The 20,357-nt window shown below is 70.6% G+C and carries 15 protein-coding genes and 2 pseudogenes; 11 read left to right on the forward strand and 6 right to left on the reverse strand.

What is annotated here, in order from left to right; genetic code table 11:
• Nucleotides 1–31 precede the first annotated feature (31 nt).
• Entirely contained in the window at nucleotides 32–997 is a 966-nt protein-coding gene (gene ppk2 / locus ABZ899_RS25905) for a polyphosphate kinase 2 (RefSeq protein WP_361350416.1), read from the forward strand.
• Nucleotides 998–1,184: 187 nt separating this feature from the next.
• Here the strand turns inward: ppk2 and ABZ899_RS25910 are convergent, their stop codons facing one another.
• Both ABZ899_RS25910 and ABZ899_RS25915 read right to left on the reverse strand, forming a co-directional pair.
• A complete protein-coding gene (locus ABZ899_RS25910) occupies nucleotides 1,185–5,006 on the reverse strand; it encodes an ATP-binding protein (RefSeq protein WP_361350418.1) in 3,822 nt (1,273 codons plus the stop codon).
• 573 nt (nucleotides 5,007–5,579) lie between these two features.
• The gene (locus tag ABZ899_RS25915; protein ID WP_361350420.1) at nucleotides 5,580–6,125 is read right to left on the reverse strand and encodes a GNAT family N-acetyltransferase; all 546 of its coding nucleotides are present in this window, start codon (nucleotides 6,123–6,125) and stop codon (nucleotides 5,580–5,582) included.
• A 129-nt stretch (nucleotides 6,126–6,254) separates the two neighbouring features.
• On the opposite strand from ABZ899_RS25915, the gene ABZ899_RS25920 reads away from it, so the two are divergent.
• From ABZ899_RS25920 to ABZ899_RS25950, 7 genes and pseudogenes are all read left to right on the forward strand, one after another.
• The gene (locus tag ABZ899_RS25920) at nucleotides 6,255–7,511 is read left to right on the forward strand and encodes an ATP-grasp domain-containing protein (protein WP_361350492.1); all 1,257 of its coding nucleotides are present in this window, start codon (nucleotides 6,255–6,257) and stop codon (nucleotides 7,509–7,511) included.
• A complete protein-coding gene (locus tag ABZ899_RS25925) occupies nucleotides 7,508–8,401 on the forward strand; it encodes a DUF364 domain-containing protein (protein ID WP_361350422.1) in 894 nt (297 codons plus the stop codon). Before ABZ899_RS25920 ends, ABZ899_RS25925 begins: the two co-directional genes overlap by 4 nt.
• Entirely contained in the window at nucleotides 8,380–9,474 is a 1,095-nt protein-coding gene (locus ABZ899_RS25930; RefSeq protein ID WP_361350424.1) for a cysteine synthase family protein, read from the forward strand. Before ABZ899_RS25925 ends, ABZ899_RS25930 begins: the two co-directional genes overlap by 22 nt.
• Nucleotides 9,475–9,527: 53 nt before the next feature.
• On the forward strand, nucleotides 9,528–10,577 hold the full coding sequence (locus ABZ899_RS25935; protein ID WP_361350426.1) for a dipeptide epimerase: 1,050 nt from the start codon (nucleotides 9,528–9,530) through the stop codon (nucleotides 10,575–10,577).
• Nucleotides 10,574–11,789: pseudogene (locus ABZ899_RS25940) on the forward strand (MFS transporter); the annotation flags it as partial. The gene ABZ899_RS25935 and the pseudogene ABZ899_RS25940, both read left to right, overlap by 4 nt.
• A 102-nt stretch (nucleotides 11,790–11,891) precedes the next feature.
• On the forward strand, nucleotides 11,892–12,641 hold the full coding sequence (locus tag ABZ899_RS25945) for an ABC transporter permease subunit (protein WP_361350493.1): 750 nt from the start codon (nucleotides 11,892–11,894) through the stop codon (nucleotides 12,639–12,641).
• A complete protein-coding gene (locus ABZ899_RS25950; RefSeq protein WP_361350428.1) occupies nucleotides 12,638–14,263 on the forward strand; it encodes an ATP-binding cassette domain-containing protein in 1,626 nt (541 codons plus the stop codon). Before ABZ899_RS25945 ends, ABZ899_RS25950 begins: the two co-directional genes overlap by 4 nt.
• Nucleotides 14,264–14,299: 36 nt before the next feature.
• On the opposite strand, the gene ABZ899_RS25955 is transcribed toward ABZ899_RS25950, so the two are convergent.
• Nucleotides 14,300–14,671, reverse strand: a complete 372-nt coding sequence (locus ABZ899_RS25955) for a helix-turn-helix domain-containing protein (protein WP_361350430.1) — start codon at nucleotides 14,669–14,671, stop codon at nucleotides 14,300–14,302.
• A gap of 76 nt (nucleotides 14,672–14,747) precedes the next feature.
• Here ABZ899_RS25955 and ABZ899_RS25960 point away from each other — a divergent pair, with 76 nt between their 5' ends.
• A complete protein-coding gene (locus ABZ899_RS25960; protein ID WP_361350432.1) occupies nucleotides 14,748–15,158 on the forward strand; it encodes a RidA family protein in 411 nt (136 codons plus the stop codon).
• Between the two features lie 303 nt (nucleotides 15,159–15,461).
• Here the strand turns inward: ABZ899_RS25960 and ABZ899_RS25965 are convergent, their stop codons facing one another.
• Together ABZ899_RS25965 and ABZ899_RS25970 are read right to left on the reverse strand one after the other, a co-directional pair.
• On the reverse strand, nucleotides 15,462–15,647 hold the full coding sequence (locus tag ABZ899_RS25965; protein WP_361350434.1) for a hypothetical protein: 186 nt from the start codon (nucleotides 15,645–15,647) through the stop codon (nucleotides 15,462–15,464).
• A 207-nt stretch (nucleotides 15,648–15,854) separates the two neighbouring features.
• Nucleotides 15,855–15,935 (reverse strand): annotated as a pseudogene (locus tag ABZ899_RS25970) (hypothetical protein); the annotation flags it as partial.
• Nucleotides 15,936–16,177: 242 nt separating this feature from the next.
• Here ABZ899_RS25970 and ABZ899_RS25975 point away from each other — a divergent pair.
• Both ABZ899_RS25975 and ABZ899_RS25980 read left to right on the forward strand, forming a co-directional pair.
• Entirely contained in the window at nucleotides 16,178–17,533 is a 1,356-nt protein-coding gene (locus tag ABZ899_RS25975) for an MFS transporter (RefSeq protein WP_361350436.1), read from the forward strand.
• 234 nt (nucleotides 17,534–17,767) lie between these two features.
• The gene (locus ABZ899_RS25980) at nucleotides 17,768–18,328 is read left to right on the forward strand and encodes an NAD(P)H-dependent oxidoreductase (RefSeq protein WP_361350438.1); all 561 of its coding nucleotides are present in this window, start codon (nucleotides 17,768–17,770) and stop codon (nucleotides 18,326–18,328) included.
• Between the two features lie 420 nt (nucleotides 18,329–18,748).
• Here ABZ899_RS25980 and secY read toward each other — a convergent pair whose 3' ends face one another.
• Nucleotides 18,749–20,056: a preprotein translocase subunit SecY gene (gene secY, locus ABZ899_RS25985; RefSeq protein ID WP_361350440.1), complete on the reverse strand. Its 1,308-nt coding sequence runs from the start codon at nucleotides 20,054–20,056 to the stop codon at nucleotides 18,749–18,751.
• Nucleotides 20,057–20,357: the final 301 nt, after the last annotated feature.

Here is a 20,357-nt window from a genome sequence, read left to right on the forward strand (position 1 = left end):
CGAGCGGATCAGCGCACGAGCGAGGAGCTGGATGACGAACACCGAGGACGAGGCCAGGCTGCTGGACGGGCTGACCGTGGACGACAGTCGGCGAGAGCAGCCGATCGTGCTGGACGCGGACGGACGTCCCCTGCGCACCTGGAGGGAGAACTATCCCTACGACCGCAAGGTGAGCCGCAGGGAGTACGAGCAGACCAAGCGCATTCTGCAGATCGAGATGCTCAAGCTCCAGCGGTGGGTCAAGGACACCGGGGCACGACTGGTCGTCGTGTGCGAGGGGCGTGACGCGGCCGGCAAGGGCGGCACGATCCAACGGCTCATCGAGCGGCTCAACCCACGCGGCGCGCGCGTGGTCGCCCTGGACAAGCCCACCGAGCGCGAGGCGGGGCAGTGGTACTTCCAGCGGTACGTCGGGCAACTGCCGACCGCCGGGGAGATCGTCTTCTTCGACCGCTCCTGGTACAACCGGGCCGGCGTCGAGCGGGTCATGGGGTTCTGTTCCAAGGACGAGTACGAGCTGTTCCTCGACCAGTGCCCGACCTTCGAGCGGATGCTGGTCGCCGACGGCGTCCTGCTGGTCAAGTTCTGGTTCTCCGTCTCCCGCTCCGAGCAGCGCACCCGCTTCGCGATCCGGCAGGTGGATCCGGTGCGTCAGTGGAAGCTCTCGCCCACCGACCTGGCCTCGCTGGATCTCTGGGACGACTACACAGAGGCGAAGATCGACATGTTCCGTGCGACGGACACCGAACACGCCCCCTGGACGGTCGTCAAGAGCAACGACAAGCGGCGAGCCCGGCTGGAGACCATGCGCAGTCTGCTGGCCCGCATCGACTACACCAGCAAGGACGTCGACGTGGTCGGCACACCCGACCCCCTCATCGTCGGCGCCGCGGACACTCTGCTGGAGGCCGGCGAAGAGGACACCGCGCTGTCACCCACACCCCTGTTCCCCGGCGCAGGGGGGCCGGGGAAGCACCCTTCGCCCGGTGACGACTGACCGCCGTCTCACGGCGGGCCCGCCGGTGACCCCGCTGTTCGTCGCAGGTCGGAGCCCCCTGCCCGGTCGATCACATGTGGCGTACCGCGATTCAAGACAATAAGGTCGCCACGGCCAGTCCACGGCGGTGACAGTCGTGCTGACCATGCTCGGCTGGTCGGTGGGGACCGGCTTGATGGCGACGGCGTCAGGGCGGCTCACGGTCGGAGAAGGTGTTGTCCGCCGTCGTCTTGCGATTTCGCTTGGCCATCTCCTCCCAGAAGACGTGCAGTTCCCGGACGGGGATGCTCACCCAGGGGGCAGTGTGCCGGATCAACGTCGGGCGGCGCAGCCGGAAACCGCTGTGAAGGAGTTGCTGCTGGTGGCGGCAGAACGGCTCCTCCATCTCCGTCTGCGCCTTCCCGGTCTTGGGCGGGTACGGGCACAACCGGAAGTGACAGGTGGGCAGGCAGGTGGACCCGGACTCATCCGCCTTGTCGGCGCTGGCGACGCTGCGCTCCAGGTGCAGGGGGGTGCGGTCCTTTGTGAGGCAGGGCGGGAGGGTGGCTTTGTTGGCGCGTCTCAGGCGTTCCTCGATGTCGTCGGGGCTTCCGTTGTGCTCGGTGAGGTTGATCATGATGAGGACGTCGGCGAGCAGGCGTTGCGCGCGCGGGTGCAGGATGCTCCAGCCGACGGAGGGAGCGATCCACAGGTTGTGCTTGCGGTAGCGTTCAGGGTCGGCGGGGGTGGAGCCGACGTTGTCGTTGGCGCCGTTCTCGTCGATCCAGATGAACCGCTCCGGATGCCCGGTCTCCAGGGCCAGGGTCACCAAGTCGCCCGCTTCGGCGACGAACGGATGGAGGAGCCTGTTCCCCCGTTCCCGCGCGGTCCCCCCTGGCGAGTCGGGATCGTGCGCGGTGCCCGCCATCGCAAGCCAGCGACTCACGGACTGCACAGGGTCGGTCGCATTGCCCGCTTGAGCCGTTCCCCCATCGCCGCCGGGAGCGGTGGACGTGCGTGCGCGGTGGATGCGCCGGTGTCCGTCCGTCTCGGCCGGCGCCGGTGCGCAGCGGATGCCGTCGGGGAGTGCCCACAGGCACAGCGCGTGCAGCAGGCTCAGTTGCGCGTACCAGTAGCGGCTGCAGGTGAGCATCTTCTCAGCCTGTTTGACCAGGTAGGGCCGGGTCTGGTCGCAGGCGTTGGGGTGCCGCCTGCGTCGGTTTGCGGCGTTCTTGAAGCCCTGCGCGAGGGCGTTCTCCATGGAGAGCGGCAGGTTCGGCTCGCCGCGTGCGGCGCGGGGCATCAGGGGGTTGGGCTGGCGGGCGGCGGGGACGAGGTGCTGCAGCCAGATGGCGAGCCGTTCCTTCGCCTCGTCGCGGTACGTGTCGGAGACCGAGCCGACGAACATGGGGACGAGCCAGGCCCGCATGGCGAAGTACCGCCACGACTCCGCACGCTTCTTCTCGAACTCCTCTTCCAGTTTCCTGTGCTGTTGCCGTCTGTCCTCTTCGTGCTGTCGGCTCGCCGGGAGATAGTCCTCAACCGTCAGCCAGGCGGTGTACGCGTCATCCATGTGCTTCTTGGCCTCGCGGGTCTGCCGCAGGTACTGGAGCACCGGGTCGCTTCCCCGCGGGAAGGCCCGGCGCAGGGCGTAGAAGGCGCCGTCGCCACCCGCGGCGATCTGGTGGGTGATGGCGGTGCGGACGGGGTGGGAGGGCTCGTGGGTGCCGATCTGGAAAAGTTCCCAGTAGGGGAGAAGTGGCCGCTTCGGCGTCCCACCGGTCCGCTCAGGTGGAGCTGCTCCGAAGTTCCGCACAAAGTGAAGTTTGGAGTCCGCGCGGTAGCGGAGGAGAGGCTGCTGCGGATTCCGCCCGGGGGAAAGCCGTGCTCTTTCCACGCTGCGGTCCTCGCGCTCGCGCAGGGCCGCGCCGAAGCGACGCACCAGGCGAAGCTTGGCGTCCAGCAAGGTCCGGTGATCCCCCCGGATCTCCTTGTTCGGCCACAGCTCGGCGAGTTCGCGAGCGATGCCGTCCTGTTCGGTTTGCGGGTTGACGCTGTCGATTTCCAGGGCGGCTGCGTAGAGGTCGAAGAATTTGGGGTCCTGGCGGCACTGCGCCTCTGTACGGAGCAGTTGGGTGATTTTCGCGGAAGGCCCCCGGCCGGGCGGGCCCGGCGCCGGCTGGCGCCCGGGCGTCGCATAGGGTGCGTCCACCGCTGCGCCCCGGGGGGCGGCCCGTCGGCGGGAGAGCAGGACCAGGGCGATGAGCAATTCGCGGGACGGGCCGGGGCTGCGGAGCGCTGGTTTCACGATGTCGCAGATCTGATCGGTGTCCATGTCGCCCAGAAGGCAATAGCCGAGATACGCCTGGATGATGCTGTGCGGGAACCGGACTTTCCTCTCGTAGCCCTTCACCAGTCCGAGAAGTTGCCCGTTAGCGGCATAGCGGGCAAATTCCGTCTGGCACTCGTTCGGATAGTCCTTGACGTTCAGCCAGCTCGGCTCGCCGAACCGGCGGCGCAGCACCCGCCAGATCGTGTCGCGCTGCGCCCTGGACACCGTGAGCCCGCTGGCGTGGGCGGCGCCCGATGCGGATTCAAAGTGTGTTGCTGCCTCTCTGGAACGTCGTGATGACTCGTCGTCGGCCCGGTCGTCGGCATAGGTCCTGATCAAGTCGTCGAACGTGACCTCCAGGTTGTCCTGCAGCAGGCCCAGGCAGGCCAGTGCCGACGCCACCCAGACTGTCTGCCGCCGCTCTTCCGGGTCGATGACGAGTCTGTCGTGAATGCGGCCGTCTTCCAGCGCTCTGCGGTAGGTCTCCAGCAACCACAGCCTGAGGGTGGAACAGTCGTGGCTGCGGGTATCCACGCGGTCGGGCTCCTCGCGCAGCGTCATGTGTTCCAGCAGCCCGCGCTGCTGAAGCAGTCGGGCGATCTGCAGGTAGATAGGAGACTCGGAGACCTCGGCCGTTTCCACGATCCAGTCGAGGCGGCGCTCGTCCACCTCCCCGGATTCCCTCATCAGATATTCCAGCGCCGCCTCCTCGCTGAGCGGCTCCAGATCGGCGATCACGGCCCGGGTGCCCTCCAGGGGAGCATGCGGGCGCGAGGCGATGACCAAGGGGAGTTTCTGACGGTCGGCGCGGTCTATGGCGCGGCGGATGATGTTGTCGCGGTCGTCCCGGTGCTTGTCGTCCAGTAGTGCCTCCTCCAACCCGTCGGCGAGGACGACGGCCTTGTCGTCGAGACGGAGCTGCCGCCATGTCTTGTCGATCTGGCCGCTGGCCAGTACCCCCTGATCCGCCTCCTCCGCGAAACGGCGCCGGGCCATCTTCTCGAAATCGAGTTCGCCGTCCACGTCCATGTCGCGCAAGTGCAGCGGGACCGGGACGGCGGACTGTTGGGCGAGCATCCGGGTGAGTTCCACCAAGACGGCGGTCTTCCCGACCCCCACGCCGCCAACAAGTAGATACGGCCTGCGGGTTCTGTGATTGCGGAGGGTCTGCGCTATGACCTGGGCGAGCTCCCGGCGGCCGACGATCCGGTCGATGAGCGTTCCTGCGGTGGGGACCAGGTCGTGCGGCGAGTGTCTCGCCTTGTCGACGATCGGTTTCTTGGTCCTGTGGTACCAGTAGAGCAGGAAGAGGCTTGTCACGAACCCGGCCACCAGGACCGGCCCCAGAAAGCGACTGACCGTGACAAACCAAGCGGTTGACTGCATGGCTTGGAACCACGACTGCTGTCCGGGAGGCGGATGCGAATAGTAGATGCCCAGGACCAGCCAGGCAAAAAGCAAGGCCGCGCAAAGATAGGCGTACACCCGCATGCACCGGGCAAAGTTGAGCCGAAAATACCTTCGCCAGCTCAGATTGGGCACGATACTTCTGCGGGCCTCTCGGCCGGTTCTGAACGTACGCCAGCGCCTACCGAGTGCCGCAAACACCGACATCGCCCACCGCCGCGGATACAGCGTGTACCAGGGGGCGTCTCGCGGGCGTTCCTTGCCTTCAGGATGGCGAACGACCTTGGTCATGAGGTCCTGTTCCCTCCACCCTCGCGCCGGACGAGGCCTACGCGACGTGGCCTGTCGTCGGCGCGGGACTTCCTGTGCCCGTGGGCATATTCCTCTTTCCATGGAAGCACCATTGGCGACAGTTGCAACACGGCTGCCAAGGCGGAAGGGCAGCCACGTGCGCCCGGTTCCCGCCCCGGGCGTGGACGCCGGCGTAGTAGCGCGGGCCAGCCGGTTCGTGGCGAGGAGGTCCATGCGGCCGTTGTGCACGCGGGCGTCCGCGCCGGGGACTTCGGCCGGCAGCACCTGCCCGTCGAGGGAGCGCCGGCGGAGCCTCGATCCATGTCGACGGCGGCTTCACCGCCTGACGGCCCGCGCGAGGTACATCACCGCGTGATCACCGCGCGGGGCCGTCACCTACGACGGTGAGCTGCGTCAAGCCGGAAGGCACGCCGGGACGTCCGCCGTGGACGAAATCACCTCGGCCTGGAGCCAGCCGCTCGTGGGGTAGCCGTTCACGGTCGTGACGACGAGGTAGAAGATCCCGTCGCCGACCGGGCTCTGCACGGTGCACGCGGCGGAGCTGCCGATGTCTCAGAGCGGGATCTCGAAGTGGACGGTGGCGACACCCGGGCCGTGCTCCCCCGTGGTGCGGGCGTCGAAGACCTCCTTGGCGACGCCGCGCCAGAAGGCCTCCGCACCCGCCACCCGCGTGTTGGTGTGGAGGTAGAGGCGGTCGTAGCCCGGAGTGCCGGCCACGAAGTCGCGGGCCCTCTCGACCAGCGTGCGCGCCAAGCACCGGCGCCGGTGCTCCGGCCGGACGTAGACGCGGACCAACTGGGCGGTGGTGCCGGACGGATAGCGTTCGGCCAGCCGGCGGGGATGCGGCGGATGGGCCGGGCCCGTCGAGTGCACGCCGGTGGTGGCGACCACCTCGCCGCCGTGGAGGGCCACCAGCAGGACGTGGCGGGGGTCGTCGAGGTACGTCCCCTCGATGTCCATGACGTCCCGGTGCCAGCGGGGCACGTAGCCGTACCCGAACTCCTCGTAGAAGGTGTCGAGCATGACGGCGCGGGCACCGTCGACGTCCTCGCGGGTCGCGGGACGCACGGTGTAGCCGGCGGGTGTGGTGCGGGTCATCGGGAAGATCCTTCCTCATCGGGGCCCTCACGCTACCCAACAATGAAAATGATTACCGATATCGTGTCGACGACGTCGCGGTCCTGGTTCCAGGGCCGCGTCCTTCGCGACGACACGAAAAGGGGAGCCGTGGCCCATCTGCTGGTGGTCGAGAGCTGGGTCGGATCGATGAGCAGGCTGTTGCCACGGGCGATCCGGGAGGGTGGCCACGAGTTCACCTTCCTCACCCGCGACCTGCACCACTACCTGCGCGCCGCGCCCGAGGGCGCCGCGCACCCGCTGCTCGGGGCGCGCAACGTGATCACCGCGGACACCAACGACACGGAGACCCTGCTGCCCGAAGTGGAGCGGCTGCACGGCGTGTTGGGGTTCGACGGGGTGCTCACGTCGTGTGACTACTACCTGCCGGTGGTGGCGCGCACGGCCGCCCGGCTCGGGCTGCCCGGACCGGCTCCCGACGCGGTCGAGGACGCCTGCCGCAAGGACGCCACCCGCCGGGTGCTGGCTCAGGCCGGGGTGCCCGGGCCGCGGTTCGCGGTGCATGAGGAGTGGGCCGAACTCGCCCGTTCCGCGCGGGACATCGGCTATCCGCTGGTGGTCAAGCCCGTGGACCTGTGCGCCGGCATGCTCGTGCGGCGCGTGGACGACGAGGAGCAGCTCGCCACCGCCGTCAAGGCGCTGGCCGACTTCCCGGTCAACACGCGCGGACAGCGGCGGGCGCCCGCCGTGCTGCTCGAAGAACTCCTGGACGGCCCGGAGGTGAGCGTCGAGTCGGTCTCGCACGCGGGCGCGGTGCACGTCGTCGGCGTGACGGACAAAAGCGTCGGTGGGGAGCCGGCGTTCATCGAGACCGGTCACATGTTCCCCGCCGCCCTGTCCGCCGCGGACGTCGAGGCCGTCGAGCGGACCGCGCTCCGCGCGCTCGAGGCGCTCGGGCTGACGGACGGCGTGGTGGCGCACACCGAGATCAAGCTGACCTCGGCCGGGCCGCGCGTGGTCGAGGTCAATCCGCGGCCCGCCGGGAACCGCATCACCGAGTTGCTACGGCATGTCACCGGCATCGACCTGGCCGCCGCCTTCGTGGACGTCAGCCTGGGCCACTCCCCCGACCTGCGGCGCACGGACACCGGCCTGCGCAGCGCCGCCATCGGCTTCCTCGTACCGGAGGCCACGGGCACCCTCGACGCGCTGGACGGCGGTCGGGTGCGGACGGCGCCGGACGTGCTCGAGGTGGAACTCGCCAGACCGGGACGGCAGGTGAAGGCGGCGGGCAGCAACAACGAGTATCTGGGGCATGTCATGGCGGGCGACCCGTCGGGCGCCGGCGCCCGCGCCCGCGTCGAGTCGCTCCTCGGCGAGGTGCGGTCCGGGATGGTGATCCGATGAGGCCCGCCGGCACGGCCTCTGCCACCCCAGCCCCCGCCGGTCCGGTCTCCGCCGCCCCGTTCGCCGGCAGCGCGACGGCGTTCGAGGAACTGCTCTCCATCGCCCGTGCCGGAGAACTCGGCCCGGATCCGGCCGGGCTGCTGATCTCCGTGGCCTTCACCACCCGGCAGGCCGTACGGCACGAGGGGCGCGGCACCGGATACCGCAACGAGGTGCTCAGCCTGCGGCTGGCCGAAGCCGTCGGCAGCTGTGCGGTCGAGCCCGGTGCGCTGCCCGACGGCGCGGTGTCGGACTGCGCCGGCGCCGATGTGGCCCGGCTCCTCGGGCATCCGATGCAACCGGTGCGGGTCGCCGCGCTCGACGCCTACCTGATGCACGTCTCCCCGCACACCCCGGAGAACGGAGCGGGGCCCGTGGTCCTGCCGGCCGGGACGTCACTGGAGAAGTCGCGGGTCCGGGCCGGCGCGGTCGCCGGGCTGCTCGTGCTGCCGCCCGGGTCGACCGTGCTCGTGGTCGGCGTGGTCAACTCCCTGCTGGAAGCGCTGCGTTCACGAGGGTTGCGCTACATCCCCTGCGACCTGAAGGGCGGGGTCACCGAGTGGGGCGAGCCGGTCGTCACCGATGCGCTCGGCTCGGCCGGCCGCTGCGACGCCCTGCTCGTGTCCGGGATGACTCTGGGCAACGGGACCTTCGAAGCGCTGCGGGAGCACGCGCTGCGGCACGACAAGCAGTTGGTGATGTTCGCCCAGACCGGCAGCGCCGTACTCCCCCGGCTGCTGGGGCACGGGGTGAGCGCGGTGTGTGCGGAGCCGTACCCCTTCTTCTGGCTGGACGGCGGCCCCGGCACCGTCCACCGCTACCGCGCCGCATGTCCGGGAGGCGCCCCGTGACCACCGCCCTGCGGACCACCGCCCGCCCGGAACTGCTCACCCTGCTCGGCCGCACCCCGGTCCTCCGCGTCACCGCCGACCTGCCCGGTCCCCACCCCGGTTTCTGGGCCAAGCTCGAAGGGCTCGCCGCGGGCGGCATGAAGGCGCGGGCCGCGGTGTCGATGCTGATGGGTGCGCGGGAGCGCGGTGAACTGCGCCCCGGCGCCCCCGTGGTGGAGTCCACCTCCGGAACCCTCGGCATCGGGCTCGCCTTCGCCGGACAGGCCCTCGGACATCCCGTCGTCCTGGTCGGCGACAGCGAACTGGAGCCTTCGTTGAAGCAGTTGCTGCGCTCGTACGGGGTACGACTGGAGATCGTGGACCGGCCCGCGACCCGGGGCGGCTGGCAGGCCGCACGCATCGCGCGGCTGCGCGCCCTGCTCGCCGTGCTGCCCGACGCCTACTGGCCCGACCAGTACAACAACCCCGACAACACGGCCGGTTACGCCTCGCTGGCCGCCGAACTCGCCGCCCAGCTCGACCGTGTGGACGTACTGGTGTGCAGCGTGGGCACCGGTGGGCACAGCGCCGGTGTGATCGGCCCTCTGCGGCGGCACTGGCCGGCACTGCGGCTGATCGGTGTCGACTCGACCGGCTCCACCATCTTCGGCCAGCCCGCCCGTCCCCGCCTGATGCGCGGCCTGGGCAGCAGCATCCATCCGCGCAACGTCGCCTACCACGCGTTCGACGAGGTGCACTGGGTCGGACCGGCCGAGGCCGTGGACAGCTGCCGGGGGCTCGCCCGAGACAGTTTCGTCAGCGGTGGCTGGAGCACCGGCGCCGTCGCCCGCGTCGCCGCCTGGGCGGCCCGGGTCCACCCGGGTGCGGTCGTCGCCACCGTCTTTCCCGACGGACCGCACCGCTACCTCTCCACTGTCTACGACGACGACTTCACCACCGCCCACGGCGTCGATCCCGCCGCCGCGGCCACCCGTCCCGTGGAGATCCCGCACCCGTACGCGGCCGAGGCCACCGGCTGGGCGCGGTGCACCCGCGTCACCGACCCGCTGGCGACGCGTGAGGAGGACGGATGAGGGCCGGCCCGCGTGCCCGCGTCACCGATCCGCTCACGCCCCGAGGAGGACGGATGAGGGCCCGCCTGTGCACCGTACGCCTGGAGCTCGCCGAGCCGTTGCGCATCTCCCGCTCGACCATGACCGCCCGTGACGCCGTCCGGCTGAGCCTCGAGCACGAGGGCGTGACCGGTCACGGCGAGGCCGTCAGCAGCGTCTACTACCGGCTAGACGCGGTGGGACTCGCGCGGCACTTCACCGCCGTCGGCGCGGACCTGGACCGCTTCCCCGACCCCGAGACCGCACTGGAGGCCGTGCGTACGGGGGAGTTGGCCGCCGACGGTACTCCCCCGGCCGTGACCGCCGCCGTCGAGGCGGCCCTTTGGGACCTGGTCGGCAAGCGCGCGGGCAGCCCCGTCCACCGGCTCCTGGGCACCGAGGACACCCCGGTCGCGGCCACCGCACGCACCATCGGCATCACGTCGCCGTCGCGTGCCGCTGCGCAGGCCCGCGCCCTCGCGGCGAGCGGCTTCCAGGTGTTCAAGGTGAAGGCGGGGGCGGCCGATCCGGAAGAGGACATCGAGCGCGTACGGGCCGTCCGGGACGCCGCGCCCCACGCGCGGCTGCTCCTCGACCCCAACGGCGCCTGGACCGCCGGGCGGGCGCGGGCCTTGCTGCCCCGCTTCGCCGCACTCGGCGTCGAGGCCGTCGAACAGCCTATCGTCCCCGGCGACCCGGAGGGGCTGGCCGCTCTGGCCGAGCGGTCACCGCTGCCCGTCATCGCCGACGAGGACGCCGTCGACCTGGAAGACGTGCGCCGCCTGGCCGGGCGCGTCCACGGTGTCAACGTCAAGCTCGCCAAGTGCGGCGGGGTGCACGCGGCCCTGTGCATCGCCGAGTTGATCGACGGCAGCGGCACCGGGCTGATGCTGGGCTGCCTGGCCGCCAGCACGCTGGGGATCGCACCCGCCGTGCACCTCGCCGACCGGGCCCGCTGGGCCGATCTGGACGGGCACCTGCTGCTCGCGCACGACCCGTGGACCGGCATCGGCGGTGAGGACGGCCTGGTTCGGGCGAGCGGATCGCCGGGGCTGGGCGTCGCACCGCGGGACGGGTCGCCGTGAAGACCTGGCACGAGATACGGCGCCTGCCGCCCGCCGTTCGGCTCCTGCTGGTCAACCAGCTCGGCGTCAACACCGGCTTCTACCTCCTCATCCCCTACCTCGCCACCCACCTCACCGAGAACCTGGGCCTGTCGGCCGCCGTCGTCGGCATGGTCCTCGGGGTCAGGAACCTCAGCCAGCAGGGTCTGTTCGTCATCGGCGGCTCCGCCTCCGACCGGCTGGGCGCGCGAGGCGTCATCATCGCCGGGTGCGCGCTGCGCACCGCCGGGTTCGCGCTGTTCGGGCTCGGCGACCACCTGGCCGTCCTGCTCGCGGCGTCCGTCCTCAGCGGGTTCGCGGGCGCGCTGTTCAACCCCGCCGTCCTATGTCGCGCAGGAGGCCGAGGGACGCAGGGCCGAGGCGTTCGCCCTGTTCAACGTCTTCGCCACCACGGGCGCGCTGATCGGCCCGCCGCTGGGCAGCGCGCTGCTGCTGATCGACTTCCGCACCTCGGCGCTGACGGCCGCCGGGATCTTCGCGGTCCTGACGGTCGCACAGGCCCTGCTGCTGCCCGCCCGGCCGGTCGAGCCGAGCGGGGGCGGTGTGCTCGCCGACTGGCGGGAGGTGCTGGGCAACCGCGCCTTCCTGGCCTTCGCGCTCGCCATGTCCGGCCTGTTCACCCTGGAGAGCCAGCTGTACCTGCTGCTGCCCGACGAGGCACGGCGGGCCACCGGCTGGGACGGCGCCGCCGGCCTGGTCTTCGTCGTCGGCGCCCTCGCGAGCCTCCTGCTCCAGCTGCGCCTGACCCGTGCGCTCAAGCGGCACGGGGACCGGGCCCGCTGGGTCGCGACGGGGCTGTGCCTCATGGCGTCGGCGTTCCTGCCCGTCCCGGTCGCCACGGCGTCCGGTGGCCCGGACGACCCGGTGCTGCGGGTACTGCCCGTGCTGGCGGGTGCCCTGCTGCTGTACCTCGGGGTGATGGTCGCCCAGCCGTTCGTGATGGACATGGTCCCCGCCTTCGGCCGCCCCGGGCTGACCGGCACCCACTTCGGCCTCTTCTACGTCGTCTCCGGTGTCGCCGCCGCGATCGGCAACGCGGTCGTCGGCTGGGCCATGGACACCGGGAGGCACGGCGACGCCGCGTGGCTGCCGTGGGCGTGCTGCGTGCTGACCGGGCTCGCCTCAACGCTCGGCGTCCTGCGGCTACGCCGCCTGGGATCGCTGCCCGCGCCGCCGTGTCCCCCTGTCTCCGCCGCCGTACGAGGAAGGACCCCGGCATGTGCGGGCCGCTTCACCCTCGGCCTCGCCGTTGTCGCCGTACCGCTCGTCCTCGCGCTGCTCGGCCCGGTGTTCGCGGGTGATCCGGGTCCGCGGGCAGCGTCCTTCACGCTGGGTGAGGGCCACTGGCTCGGCACCGACTTCGTGGGCCGGGACGTCTGGCGGCAGGTGCTGCACGGCGGGCGGCCGGTGCTGCTGACCGCGCTCGCCGCGACCGTCCTGACGTACCTGGTCGCCCTCCCGGTCGGTCTGTGCGGCGCGCTCACCCGGCACCGCTGGCTGGAGGAACTGCTGCTGCGCCCCCTGGACGTGCTGCTCGCCGTGCCGTCCCTGCTGCTGGTCCTGCTGGCGGCCACCGTGTTCTCGCCGGGCGCCGTGGGTCTCGCCCTGCTGGTCGCGCTGGCCAACGTGCCCGACGCGGCCCGGCTGGTGCGCGCCGCCGCCGCGGAGGCCGCCGCCCGGCCGGCGGTCGAGGCACTGCGTATGCAGGGCGAGACGTGGTGGCGGACGGCCGTCGGCTATGTCGGCCGCGCCATGCTGCGTCCCCTGGCCGCCGACGCCGGCACCCGGCTCACCGGCGTGCTCTACCTGGTCGCCACGGCCGCGTTCCTCGGGGTCGGCGTGGCGCCCGACGCCGCCGACTGGGCGGTCATGGTGGACCGCAACCGGACGGGGCTGTTCGTGCAGCCATGGGCCGTGGTCGTCCCCGCCCTGCTGATCGTCACGCTGACGACGGGGACGAACCTGCTCTTCGACGCCGCGCTGGACGAGGGCGGACGGCGGCCGAGGAAGGAAGGACGTCCGTGAACGGCCGGGACACGGCGGTGGATCCCGTCGCCGAGATCCGCGATCTGCGCGTCGTCGTGGAGGGTCGGGCGATCGTCGACGGGGTGAGCCTGCGGGTCCGGCCCGGCAGGGTCACCGCGTTGATCGGCGCGTCGGGCAGCGGCAAGACCACCACCGGCCTCGCCCTGCTGGGCGAGTACCCGGAGGGTGCCCGCGTCACCGGTGAGGTACGGGTGGCGGACGGGGGCCCGGTCGGCTACGTCCCCCAGCATCCCGCTGCGGTCCTCAACCCCGCCCGTCCCATCTCCGCGCTGCTGACCGACATCGCCGGCACGCAGGTACGCCGGCTTCCACTACGGCAGCGCCGGGCGGCGGCCCGCGACCGCGTCCTGCGTGCCCTGACCGAGGCCCAGCTCCCGGACGCCGAAGCCCTGCTGCGGCGCTATCCCCACCAGCTCTCCGGCGGCCAGCAGCAACGCGTCGTCCTCGCCCAGGCGTTGCTGCTCGGGGCGCGGGTCGTCGTGGCCGACGAGCCCACCACGGGCCAGGACGCCCTGACCAAGAGCCGTGTCGTCGAACGGTTCCGGGCCGTCGCGGCCCGCGGTATCGCGGTGCTGCTGCTCAGCCACGACCTGGACATGGTGCACGCCCTCGCCGACGAGGTGGTGGTGCTACGGGCCGGCCGGGTCGTCGAATCCGGCCCGGCCGGGCAGGTCCGGACCTCCCCGCGGGACCCATGGACCCGTGAACTGCTGCACGGGCACGCTGAGTCGACGGACGCCCGGTGCCAGGTCTCCAGGCGTGAGTCACCGAGGTCGCGCGCATCGCCGCCCGGCGTACCGACCGGCGGCGGCGAGCCGCCACCCGTCCTCCGGGTGCGCGGCCTCACGGCCCGGTACCGCGACGGCGCACGCGGCGCCGCGGTGGTGTTACGCGTCCCCGAACTCACCCTGTACCCGGGCCGGTCGCTCGCCGTGGCCGGCCGGTCCGGCAGCGGCAAGACCACCCTGGCCCGCTGCGTCGCCGGCCTCCACCGGGACCACGACGGCGAGATCCTCCTCGGTGACCATCCGCTGGCACGGAGTCTGCGCGACCGCAGCCGGGCTCAGTTGGCAGCGGTGCAGTACGTCTTCCAGGACCCGCGCGCCGCCTTCGACGAGCACCGCCCCGTCGTCCAGCAGGTCGCCCGGACCGCCGTACGCCTCCGGGGCGCCGACGAGGACACGGCGATGCGGGAGGCTCTGACCACTCTGGCCGGCCTCGGTCTTCCGGAGGACCCGGCCCACCGGCGTCCGGGCAGGCTGTCCGGCGGCGAGCTCCAGCGTGCCGCCCTGGCCCGTGCCCTGCTCGCGCGTCCCCGCGTCCTGGTGTGCGACGAGATCACCTCGGGCCTGGACGCGCTCACCCGTCGGGGCATCCTCGACGTCCTCACCGGACTGGTCGAAGACCGCGGCGACCTGTCCCTGGTCCTGATCACCCACGACCTGAGCACAGCCGCGCTGGCCCATCGCGTCGCCGTCCTGGACGGCGGGGAACTCGTCGAGGAGGGTCCGACGCGTCAGGTTCTGGCGACCCCCGCTCATCCGTTCACCATCGCCCTCACGGGGGCGGCCGCCCGGCCGGTGACAGGGACGACCCGCTGACCGCGGAGCGGAGGGATGCACCGGCGGGCCGTTCTCTCAGAGCCGCGCTTCTTCCCGCCCGTCGAAAACCTCGCGTGCGCGTTCGATGGCCGGCATGTTCTGCGCGGCCCACGCCAGCAGTACCTCGACGGGGTGCCGGAGCGTCTTGCCGAGGGGCGTGATGCGGTACTCGACCGCGACGGGGCGCGTGGAGACGACCTCGCGCTCGACCACACCGTTGCGTTCCAGCCGCCGGAGTGTCGCGGTCAGGGACTTCTGCGTGACCTGGGGGATGGCCCGGCGCAGTTCGTTGAAGCGGCACGGGCGTTCGCAGAGTTCGTTGAGGACGCCGAGCGACCACTTGTCGAGGACCTGGTCCAGCAGTTCGCGGTGCGGGGCGTCGATGCGGAGTTCGTCGTCGGTGTCCAAGGCGAAACCTGGTCTCGTTGAAGTGTCCTTCTGCCACTAGGTAGCTTACGGATACTTCCTGAGAGGAGAAGACGCCATGACTGTTCAGTACGTCACGCCGGAGGGCATGCTGCAGCCCGTCCCCTACCATCACGTCGCCGTGGGCACCGGGACGAAACACGTCCACGTCAGCGGACAGATCGCGCGCCAGGCCGACGGGACCGCCGTCGCGCCCGGCGACCTGGCCGGGCAGGTCGCCCAGGCGTTGCGCAATACGGCCGTCGGGCTGTCGGGCGCGGGTGCGACCTTCACGGACGTGGTGCGCCTGACGTTCTACGTGACCCGATGGAGCCCGGAGAAGATCGGTGACTTCATGGGCGGTGTGGAGGCCGTCGCCGACGAGATCGGGCTCCCGCTTCCCCTGCCGCCAGCCTCACTCATCGGGGTGGAGCATCTCTTCGAGCCGGACGTTCTCGTCGAGGTGGAGGCGACCGCACTGCTGGACTGAGCTGCGAGGCGATGCCGCTCGCCGCACCCGGACGCGGCCGGCGGGGCAGCCGAGCACTTTCCCCGGCGGTACGGTCCGCTGCCCGCGCCGTCGGGGCCGCCGCGCACGCTGTCGCGGTGGCCCGGGCGGCACAGCCCCTGTAGCTCCGGCCGGTTCAGCCGTGGTCGACCGCCTCGCCCCATCAACCAGGCGGGGGTCGCCGTGACACCGCCCCGTGCGACGTCACCTCGCCGTACTCCTGGCTGCACACGTGTGATCAGAGACAGGTCCACCGGGCGGCCCGAGGGTGATGCCCAGCGCGGCTCAGGTGTGAAGCCGTGGGATCTCGCCGGGGCGGACCTTCACCACCTTTACGTGCGTACAGCCTGAGGCCTTGAGTGCACGCCGGCGCTGGAGGGCGGCCGTCTTCTCGAACAATTTTGCCGACGCCTGCGACGCACCGTCGGGGTCGGTCCAGATCAGACCGTAGCTCTGCACCGCGCTCGTCATGAACCCATTCCCTCTCCGCCCGGCCTCCGGGCCACCGACGCCATACAGACCATGACTGTCCGGCCACGTCGGCAGCCTGGCACGAGGGAGGCGGGAACGTCGAGACCACGCCCGCCAGGACCTCCACCTTCGCTCATGGTCGGCGTGCTGCGGGGCGGAGCCGAGGGTGGGGTGCCCGGCGAAGGGCCGCTCACCCTCGGGTGTGAAGATCCGCAGCCGGTAGCCCGCCTCCGGGACGGTGGTCGCCAGGACGAACGTGGTGTCGGACAGATTCGTCCAGCGGGCCAGTTGTTACGTCTGCTCATCGCTCAGGTCTGTTCCAACCAGGATCACCGCGTCCGGGTTGCCGGAGTAAGAGGCGGTGGCCGAACGGTCGTTGGAGGGGCCGTGAGGTGCGTCGGCGGGTGAGGCCGCCTCATTCCCGGCGGCCGCCGAATCCGCTGCGAGATGTCTCACGGGGCCGCAAGCCGCTACGAACAGACAGATCTGTCTAGTATGGGGTTCCCAATCCGCCGAACGGGAAGTACCGCATGCGCTCCGCATCCCGCACACCCCGGTCCGTCTCGCTGAGCACGTCCAAGAGGCGGGCACCCGCCCACGCGGCCCCGCGCCGGGGGCGGCTCGGACCCACCGCCTCCATCGGCGTGCTGGCCTCGATCCTGATCTCCCTACTCGCGGCGTCGAGCGCGCCGACCCCGCTGTACGCCATCTACCAGCAGCACTGGGGGTTCTCCCCCATCACCGTCACCGTCGTCTTCGGCATCTACGCACTGGCCGTACTCCTCTCGCTCCTGGTCTTCGGGAAGATCTCCGACCATGTGGGCCGACGGCCTGTGCTGCTGGTCGCCCTGCTCGGCCAGGCACTGGCGATGGTGGTGTTCGCCGAGGCCGGCGGGGTGAACTCGTTGCTCGCCGGGCGCGTCCTGCAAGGGATCAGCACCGGCGCCGCGGTCGGTGCTCTCGGCGCCGGCATGCTCGACATCGACGCGCGCCGGGGCGGCTTCATGAACTCCCTCGCGCCCACCCTCGGCACCGCGGGCGGCGCCATGGTCTCCGGTGTGCTGGTGCAGTACCTCCCGGCCCCGACCCGCCTGGTCTACCTGGCGCTGCTGGGCGTGTTCGCGCTGCAGGCGCTGGCGGTGCTCGCGATAGGCGAGACCGTCTCCCGCGAACGCGGTGCGCTGGCCAGCATGGCTCCCGAGTTCAAGCTGCCCAGGACGGCCCGGCCGGCGGTGGCCATCGCCGCGCCGGTGATGTTCGCCGTCTGGGCGCTGACCGGCCTGTACGCCGCGCTGGGTCCCGCCATCATCCGGACGCTGGTCCGCTCCGACTCCGTGGTGTGGGGCGGCCTGCCCCTCTTCGTCCTCGCGACCTCCGCCGGGCTTGCCGTGCTGCTGCTGCGCGGGACGGCGACGCGCAGGGTCATGTTCACCGGCATCGGGTCGCTGATCGTCGGCGTCCTGATCACGCTGGCGTCCTTGACCTCGAACGGCGGATCCCTCGCCGTGACCACGTTCTTCGTGGGTGCGGCGATCTCGGGCTTCGGGTTCGGCGCCGGCTTCCAGGGAGGCATCCGACTGGTCGTCCCGCTGGTCGAGCCGCACGAGCGGGCGGGCGTGCTGTCGCTTCTGTACGTCGTCTGCTACGTGGGCCTCGGCGTCCCGGCCGTGATCGGCGGGTTCCTGGTGGTGCACGGCGGCGGCCTGGTGCCGACCGCCCGCGAGTACGGCGGGGCGGTCATCCTGCTGGCCCTGGTGGCACTGGCCGGGCTGCTGCGCAGCGGTCACCGCGTCGAGCACACGGCAGTCGTGCGGTCCAGCGACTTCCCGGCCCGGTCGGAACTCGCCCCCGAGCCGGCGCCCGCGGCGCAGATCGCGGAACGGTGACTGTCGCGCAGACACTCAGAGCAGACAGGTCTGTCTTCTCTGCTCGAGGGCTCCATGACCTGAGAGTTGCCCGCAAGGCCCCTGGAGGACAGGCGGACACGACGGGCACGCCTTGACGGGTTCGACGGGCGTCACCTCCGGATTTGCTTGACGAAGCAATCTTTCGAATGTTTACTTGCCTCAGCAACTACATCTCGGATCTGTTCCCGAGATGGCCTTCCCGAAAGGTTCAGCATGCCCAAGATCGGAATCATCCTCGGCAGCACCCGCCCCGGCCGCAACGGCGAGGCCGTGGCGCGCTGGGTGCTCGACATCGCGTCGAAGCGCAGCGACGCGGAATTCGAGCTGGTCGACCTCCTCGACTACAAGCTTCCCCACCTGGACGAGCAGCTTCCGCCCTCGATGGGTCAGTACTCCCAGCCGCACACCCAGGAGTGGGCCCGCAAGATCGCCGGCTTCGACGGCTTCGTCTTCGTGACGCCGGAGTACAACCACTCGACGTCCGGCGTTCTGAAGAACGCGATCGACTACCTCTACGCCGAGTGGAACAACAAGGCGGCCGGGTTCGTCAGCTACGGCGCCATGGGTGGCGCCCGCGCTGTCGAGCATCTCCGTCTGATCGCCGGTGAGCTGCAGATGGCCGACGTCCGCGCCCAGGTCGGGCTGTCGCTGTTCCACGACTTCGAGAACTTCAGCGTCCTCAAGCCCGGCGAGTTCCAGGTCGACGCTCTGAACGCGACCCTGGACCAGGTCGTGGCCTGGAGTCAGGCGCTCGCGCCGCTGCGCGCCGCGTAGCCGGCCCCCGCGTTGTCTGCGCGTGCGAACGCGCAGACCAACGGGTCTCGTAGCCCCTCACGTCGGGGGCCGGGAGGGCCGTCTCGCCGTACGCCCCCTGCCGTGTGGGGTGAGACGCCGTGAGACACGGCCGTACCAGGGCCGGGGAGTGCGCAGCCTTTCGGTCGCGGTCATACCTCGCCCCGCTGCCGCAGTCCCGCTCCGGGCCACCCGTCGGTCGATCCGCCCGACCGGCATGCCCCTCGGGCGGGTCGCCCGACGGGTGGCGCAGCGCCCGCCGCCGTGGGCGGCATCGCCCGTTGACGCGGTACCCCCTCCCGGCCGGACCGGGACGGCCGGGATCCGTCGGAGAGGCCGGACCGAGCAGGGCGCGCCCCGCCGAGGCCCCCTGCCGCAAGGCTGCCCACACAGCCGGCGCGTTCAGCGCAGGAAGCCTTCGTAGCGGTGCTGCTCGACCTGACTGCTGATCTGCTTCACGGTCTCCAGCCCCACGCTCACGATGATCAGGATGCTGGTGCCCGTGAGCTGGTTGGAGCTGCCGAAATTGCCGAGCGCCACCGTAGGGACGAGCGCGATCAGCCCCAGGTAGATCGATCCGGGCCACGTGAGCCGGTTCAGGACGTACCTCAGGTACTCCGCGGTGGCCTGGCCGGCCCGGATTCCCGGTACGAACCCTCCGGCCTGCTTGATGTTGCTCGCGATCTCGTCCGGGTTGAACGTGATCGCCACGTAGAAGAAGGAGAAGAAGACGATCAGGAGGAAGTAGGCCACCACGTAAAAGGGATGATTCCCCTTGGTGAAGTTGTTCATGACCCACGCCGACCAACCCGAGCCCGATCCGGCGAACTGTGCGATGAGGGCCGGAATGTAGAGAAGGGACGAAGCGAAGATGACCGGGACCACACCGGCCTGATTGACCTTCAGTGGAATGTATGTGGCCGTACCCCCGTAGGATTTTCGGCCGATCATCCGCTTCGCGTACTGGACGGGAATACGGCGCTGTGCCTGCTCCACGAAGACGACCAGGCCCACCATGGCGAACCCGACCAGCAGAACAACTGCAAAAGCCAGCCATCCATCGGCGATCGTGCTTTCCTGTTTCACCGCCCAAATGGCCGCCGGAAGCGTGGAGGCGATGGAGATGAAGATGAGCATGGACATTCCGTTGCCGACGCCGCGCTCGGTGATCAGCTCCCCGAACCACATGACACATGCCGTACCGGACGTGATCGTGATGACCATGACCACGGTCATGAAGACGGACTGGTCGGGCACGATGTTCGAGGCTTCCGGGCAACTGGGGAACAGCGCGCCGTTGCGCGCCGTCGCGACGAGTCCGGTCCCCTGCAGGACGGCGAGCCCCACCGTGAGATAGCGACTGTACTGTGTGATCTTCGCCTGCCCGGACGGCCCTTCCTTCTTCAGCGTGTCCAGCCTCGGAATCACCACGGTGAGCAGCTGAAGAATGATGCTGGCCGTGATGTACGGAAGGATGCCCAGCGCGAATACCGTGATCTGCAGAAGGGCCCCGCCACTGAAGAGGTCGACCAATCCGAGGATTCCCTCCCCCTTCGACACGGAATCCACGCACCTCTGAACCGTCCGGTAGTCCACGCCTGGAATCGGCACATGTGATCCGAGTCGATACAGCACGATGATGCCGAGGGTGAAGATCAGTTTCTTGCGCAAGTCGGGGGTCTTGAACACAGGGCTCAACGCGTTCAGCACGATGCTTCCTCTACAGCGGTGCCCGATAGGGCGGATGCAAGGGGAGACGGCCGCGTGCGGCACGGGGCGATCACTGCGCACGGACACTCACCGGCGGCACGGCACGAGGGGCCGGGCGCCGACCCGGGGGCTCCGCAGCCCACGCCGCGCGATCCCGTCACGACGACCCGCCTGCCGAGGCGGCCGCCCACAGCGCGGCAGTCCCGGCATCGGAGGGCACCGGCCGCGGCCTGGCGTCCGCCGGATCGATCACGCCGCGCAACCGACCGTGGAAGTCCATAGGCCCGAACCGTACGGATCA

The sequence above is a fragment of the Streptomyces sp. NPDC046859 genome (assembly GCF_040645135.1).
GTDB lineage: Bacteria > Actinomycetota > Actinomycetes > Streptomycetales > Streptomycetaceae > Streptomyces.

Excerpts from the sequence above, each read along its gene's own strand:
- ppk2 (WP_361350416.1), top strand. The coding sequence starts at position 32 with ATGACGAACACCGAGGACGAGGCCAGGCTGCTGGACGGGCTGACCGTG.
- ABZ899_RS25910 (WP_361350418.1), bottom strand. The coding sequence starts at position 5,006 with ATGACCAAGGTCGTTCGCCATCCTGAAGGCAAGGAACGCCCGCGAGAC.
- ABZ899_RS25915 (WP_361350420.1), bottom strand. The coding sequence starts at position 6,125 with ATGACCCGCACCACACCCGCCGGCTACACCGTGCGTCCCGCGACCCGC.
- ABZ899_RS25925 (WP_361350422.1), top strand. The coding sequence starts at position 7,508 with ATGAGGCCCGCCGGCACGGCCTCTGCCACCCCAGCCCCCGCCGGTCCG.
- ABZ899_RS25930 (WP_361350424.1), top strand. The coding sequence starts at position 8,380 with ATGTCCGGGAGGCGCCCCGTGACCACCGCCCTGCGGACCACCGCCCGC.
- ABZ899_RS25935 (WP_361350426.1), top strand. The coding sequence starts at position 9,528 with ATGAGGGCCCGCCTGTGCACCGTACGCCTGGAGCTCGCCGAGCCGTTG.
- ABZ899_RS25960 (WP_361350432.1), top strand. The coding sequence starts at position 14,748 with ATGACTGTTCAGTACGTCACGCCGGAGGGCATGCTGCAGCCCGTCCCC.
- ABZ899_RS25965 (WP_361350434.1), bottom strand. The coding sequence starts at position 15,647 with ATGACGAGCGCGGTGCAGAGCTACGGTCTGATCTGGACCGACCCCGAC.
- ABZ899_RS25975 (WP_361350436.1), top strand. The coding sequence starts at position 16,178 with ATGCGCTCCGCATCCCGCACACCCCGGTCCGTCTCGCTGAGCACGTCC.
- ABZ899_RS25980 (WP_361350438.1), top strand. The coding sequence starts at position 17,768 with ATGCCCAAGATCGGAATCATCCTCGGCAGCACCCGCCCCGGCCGCAAC.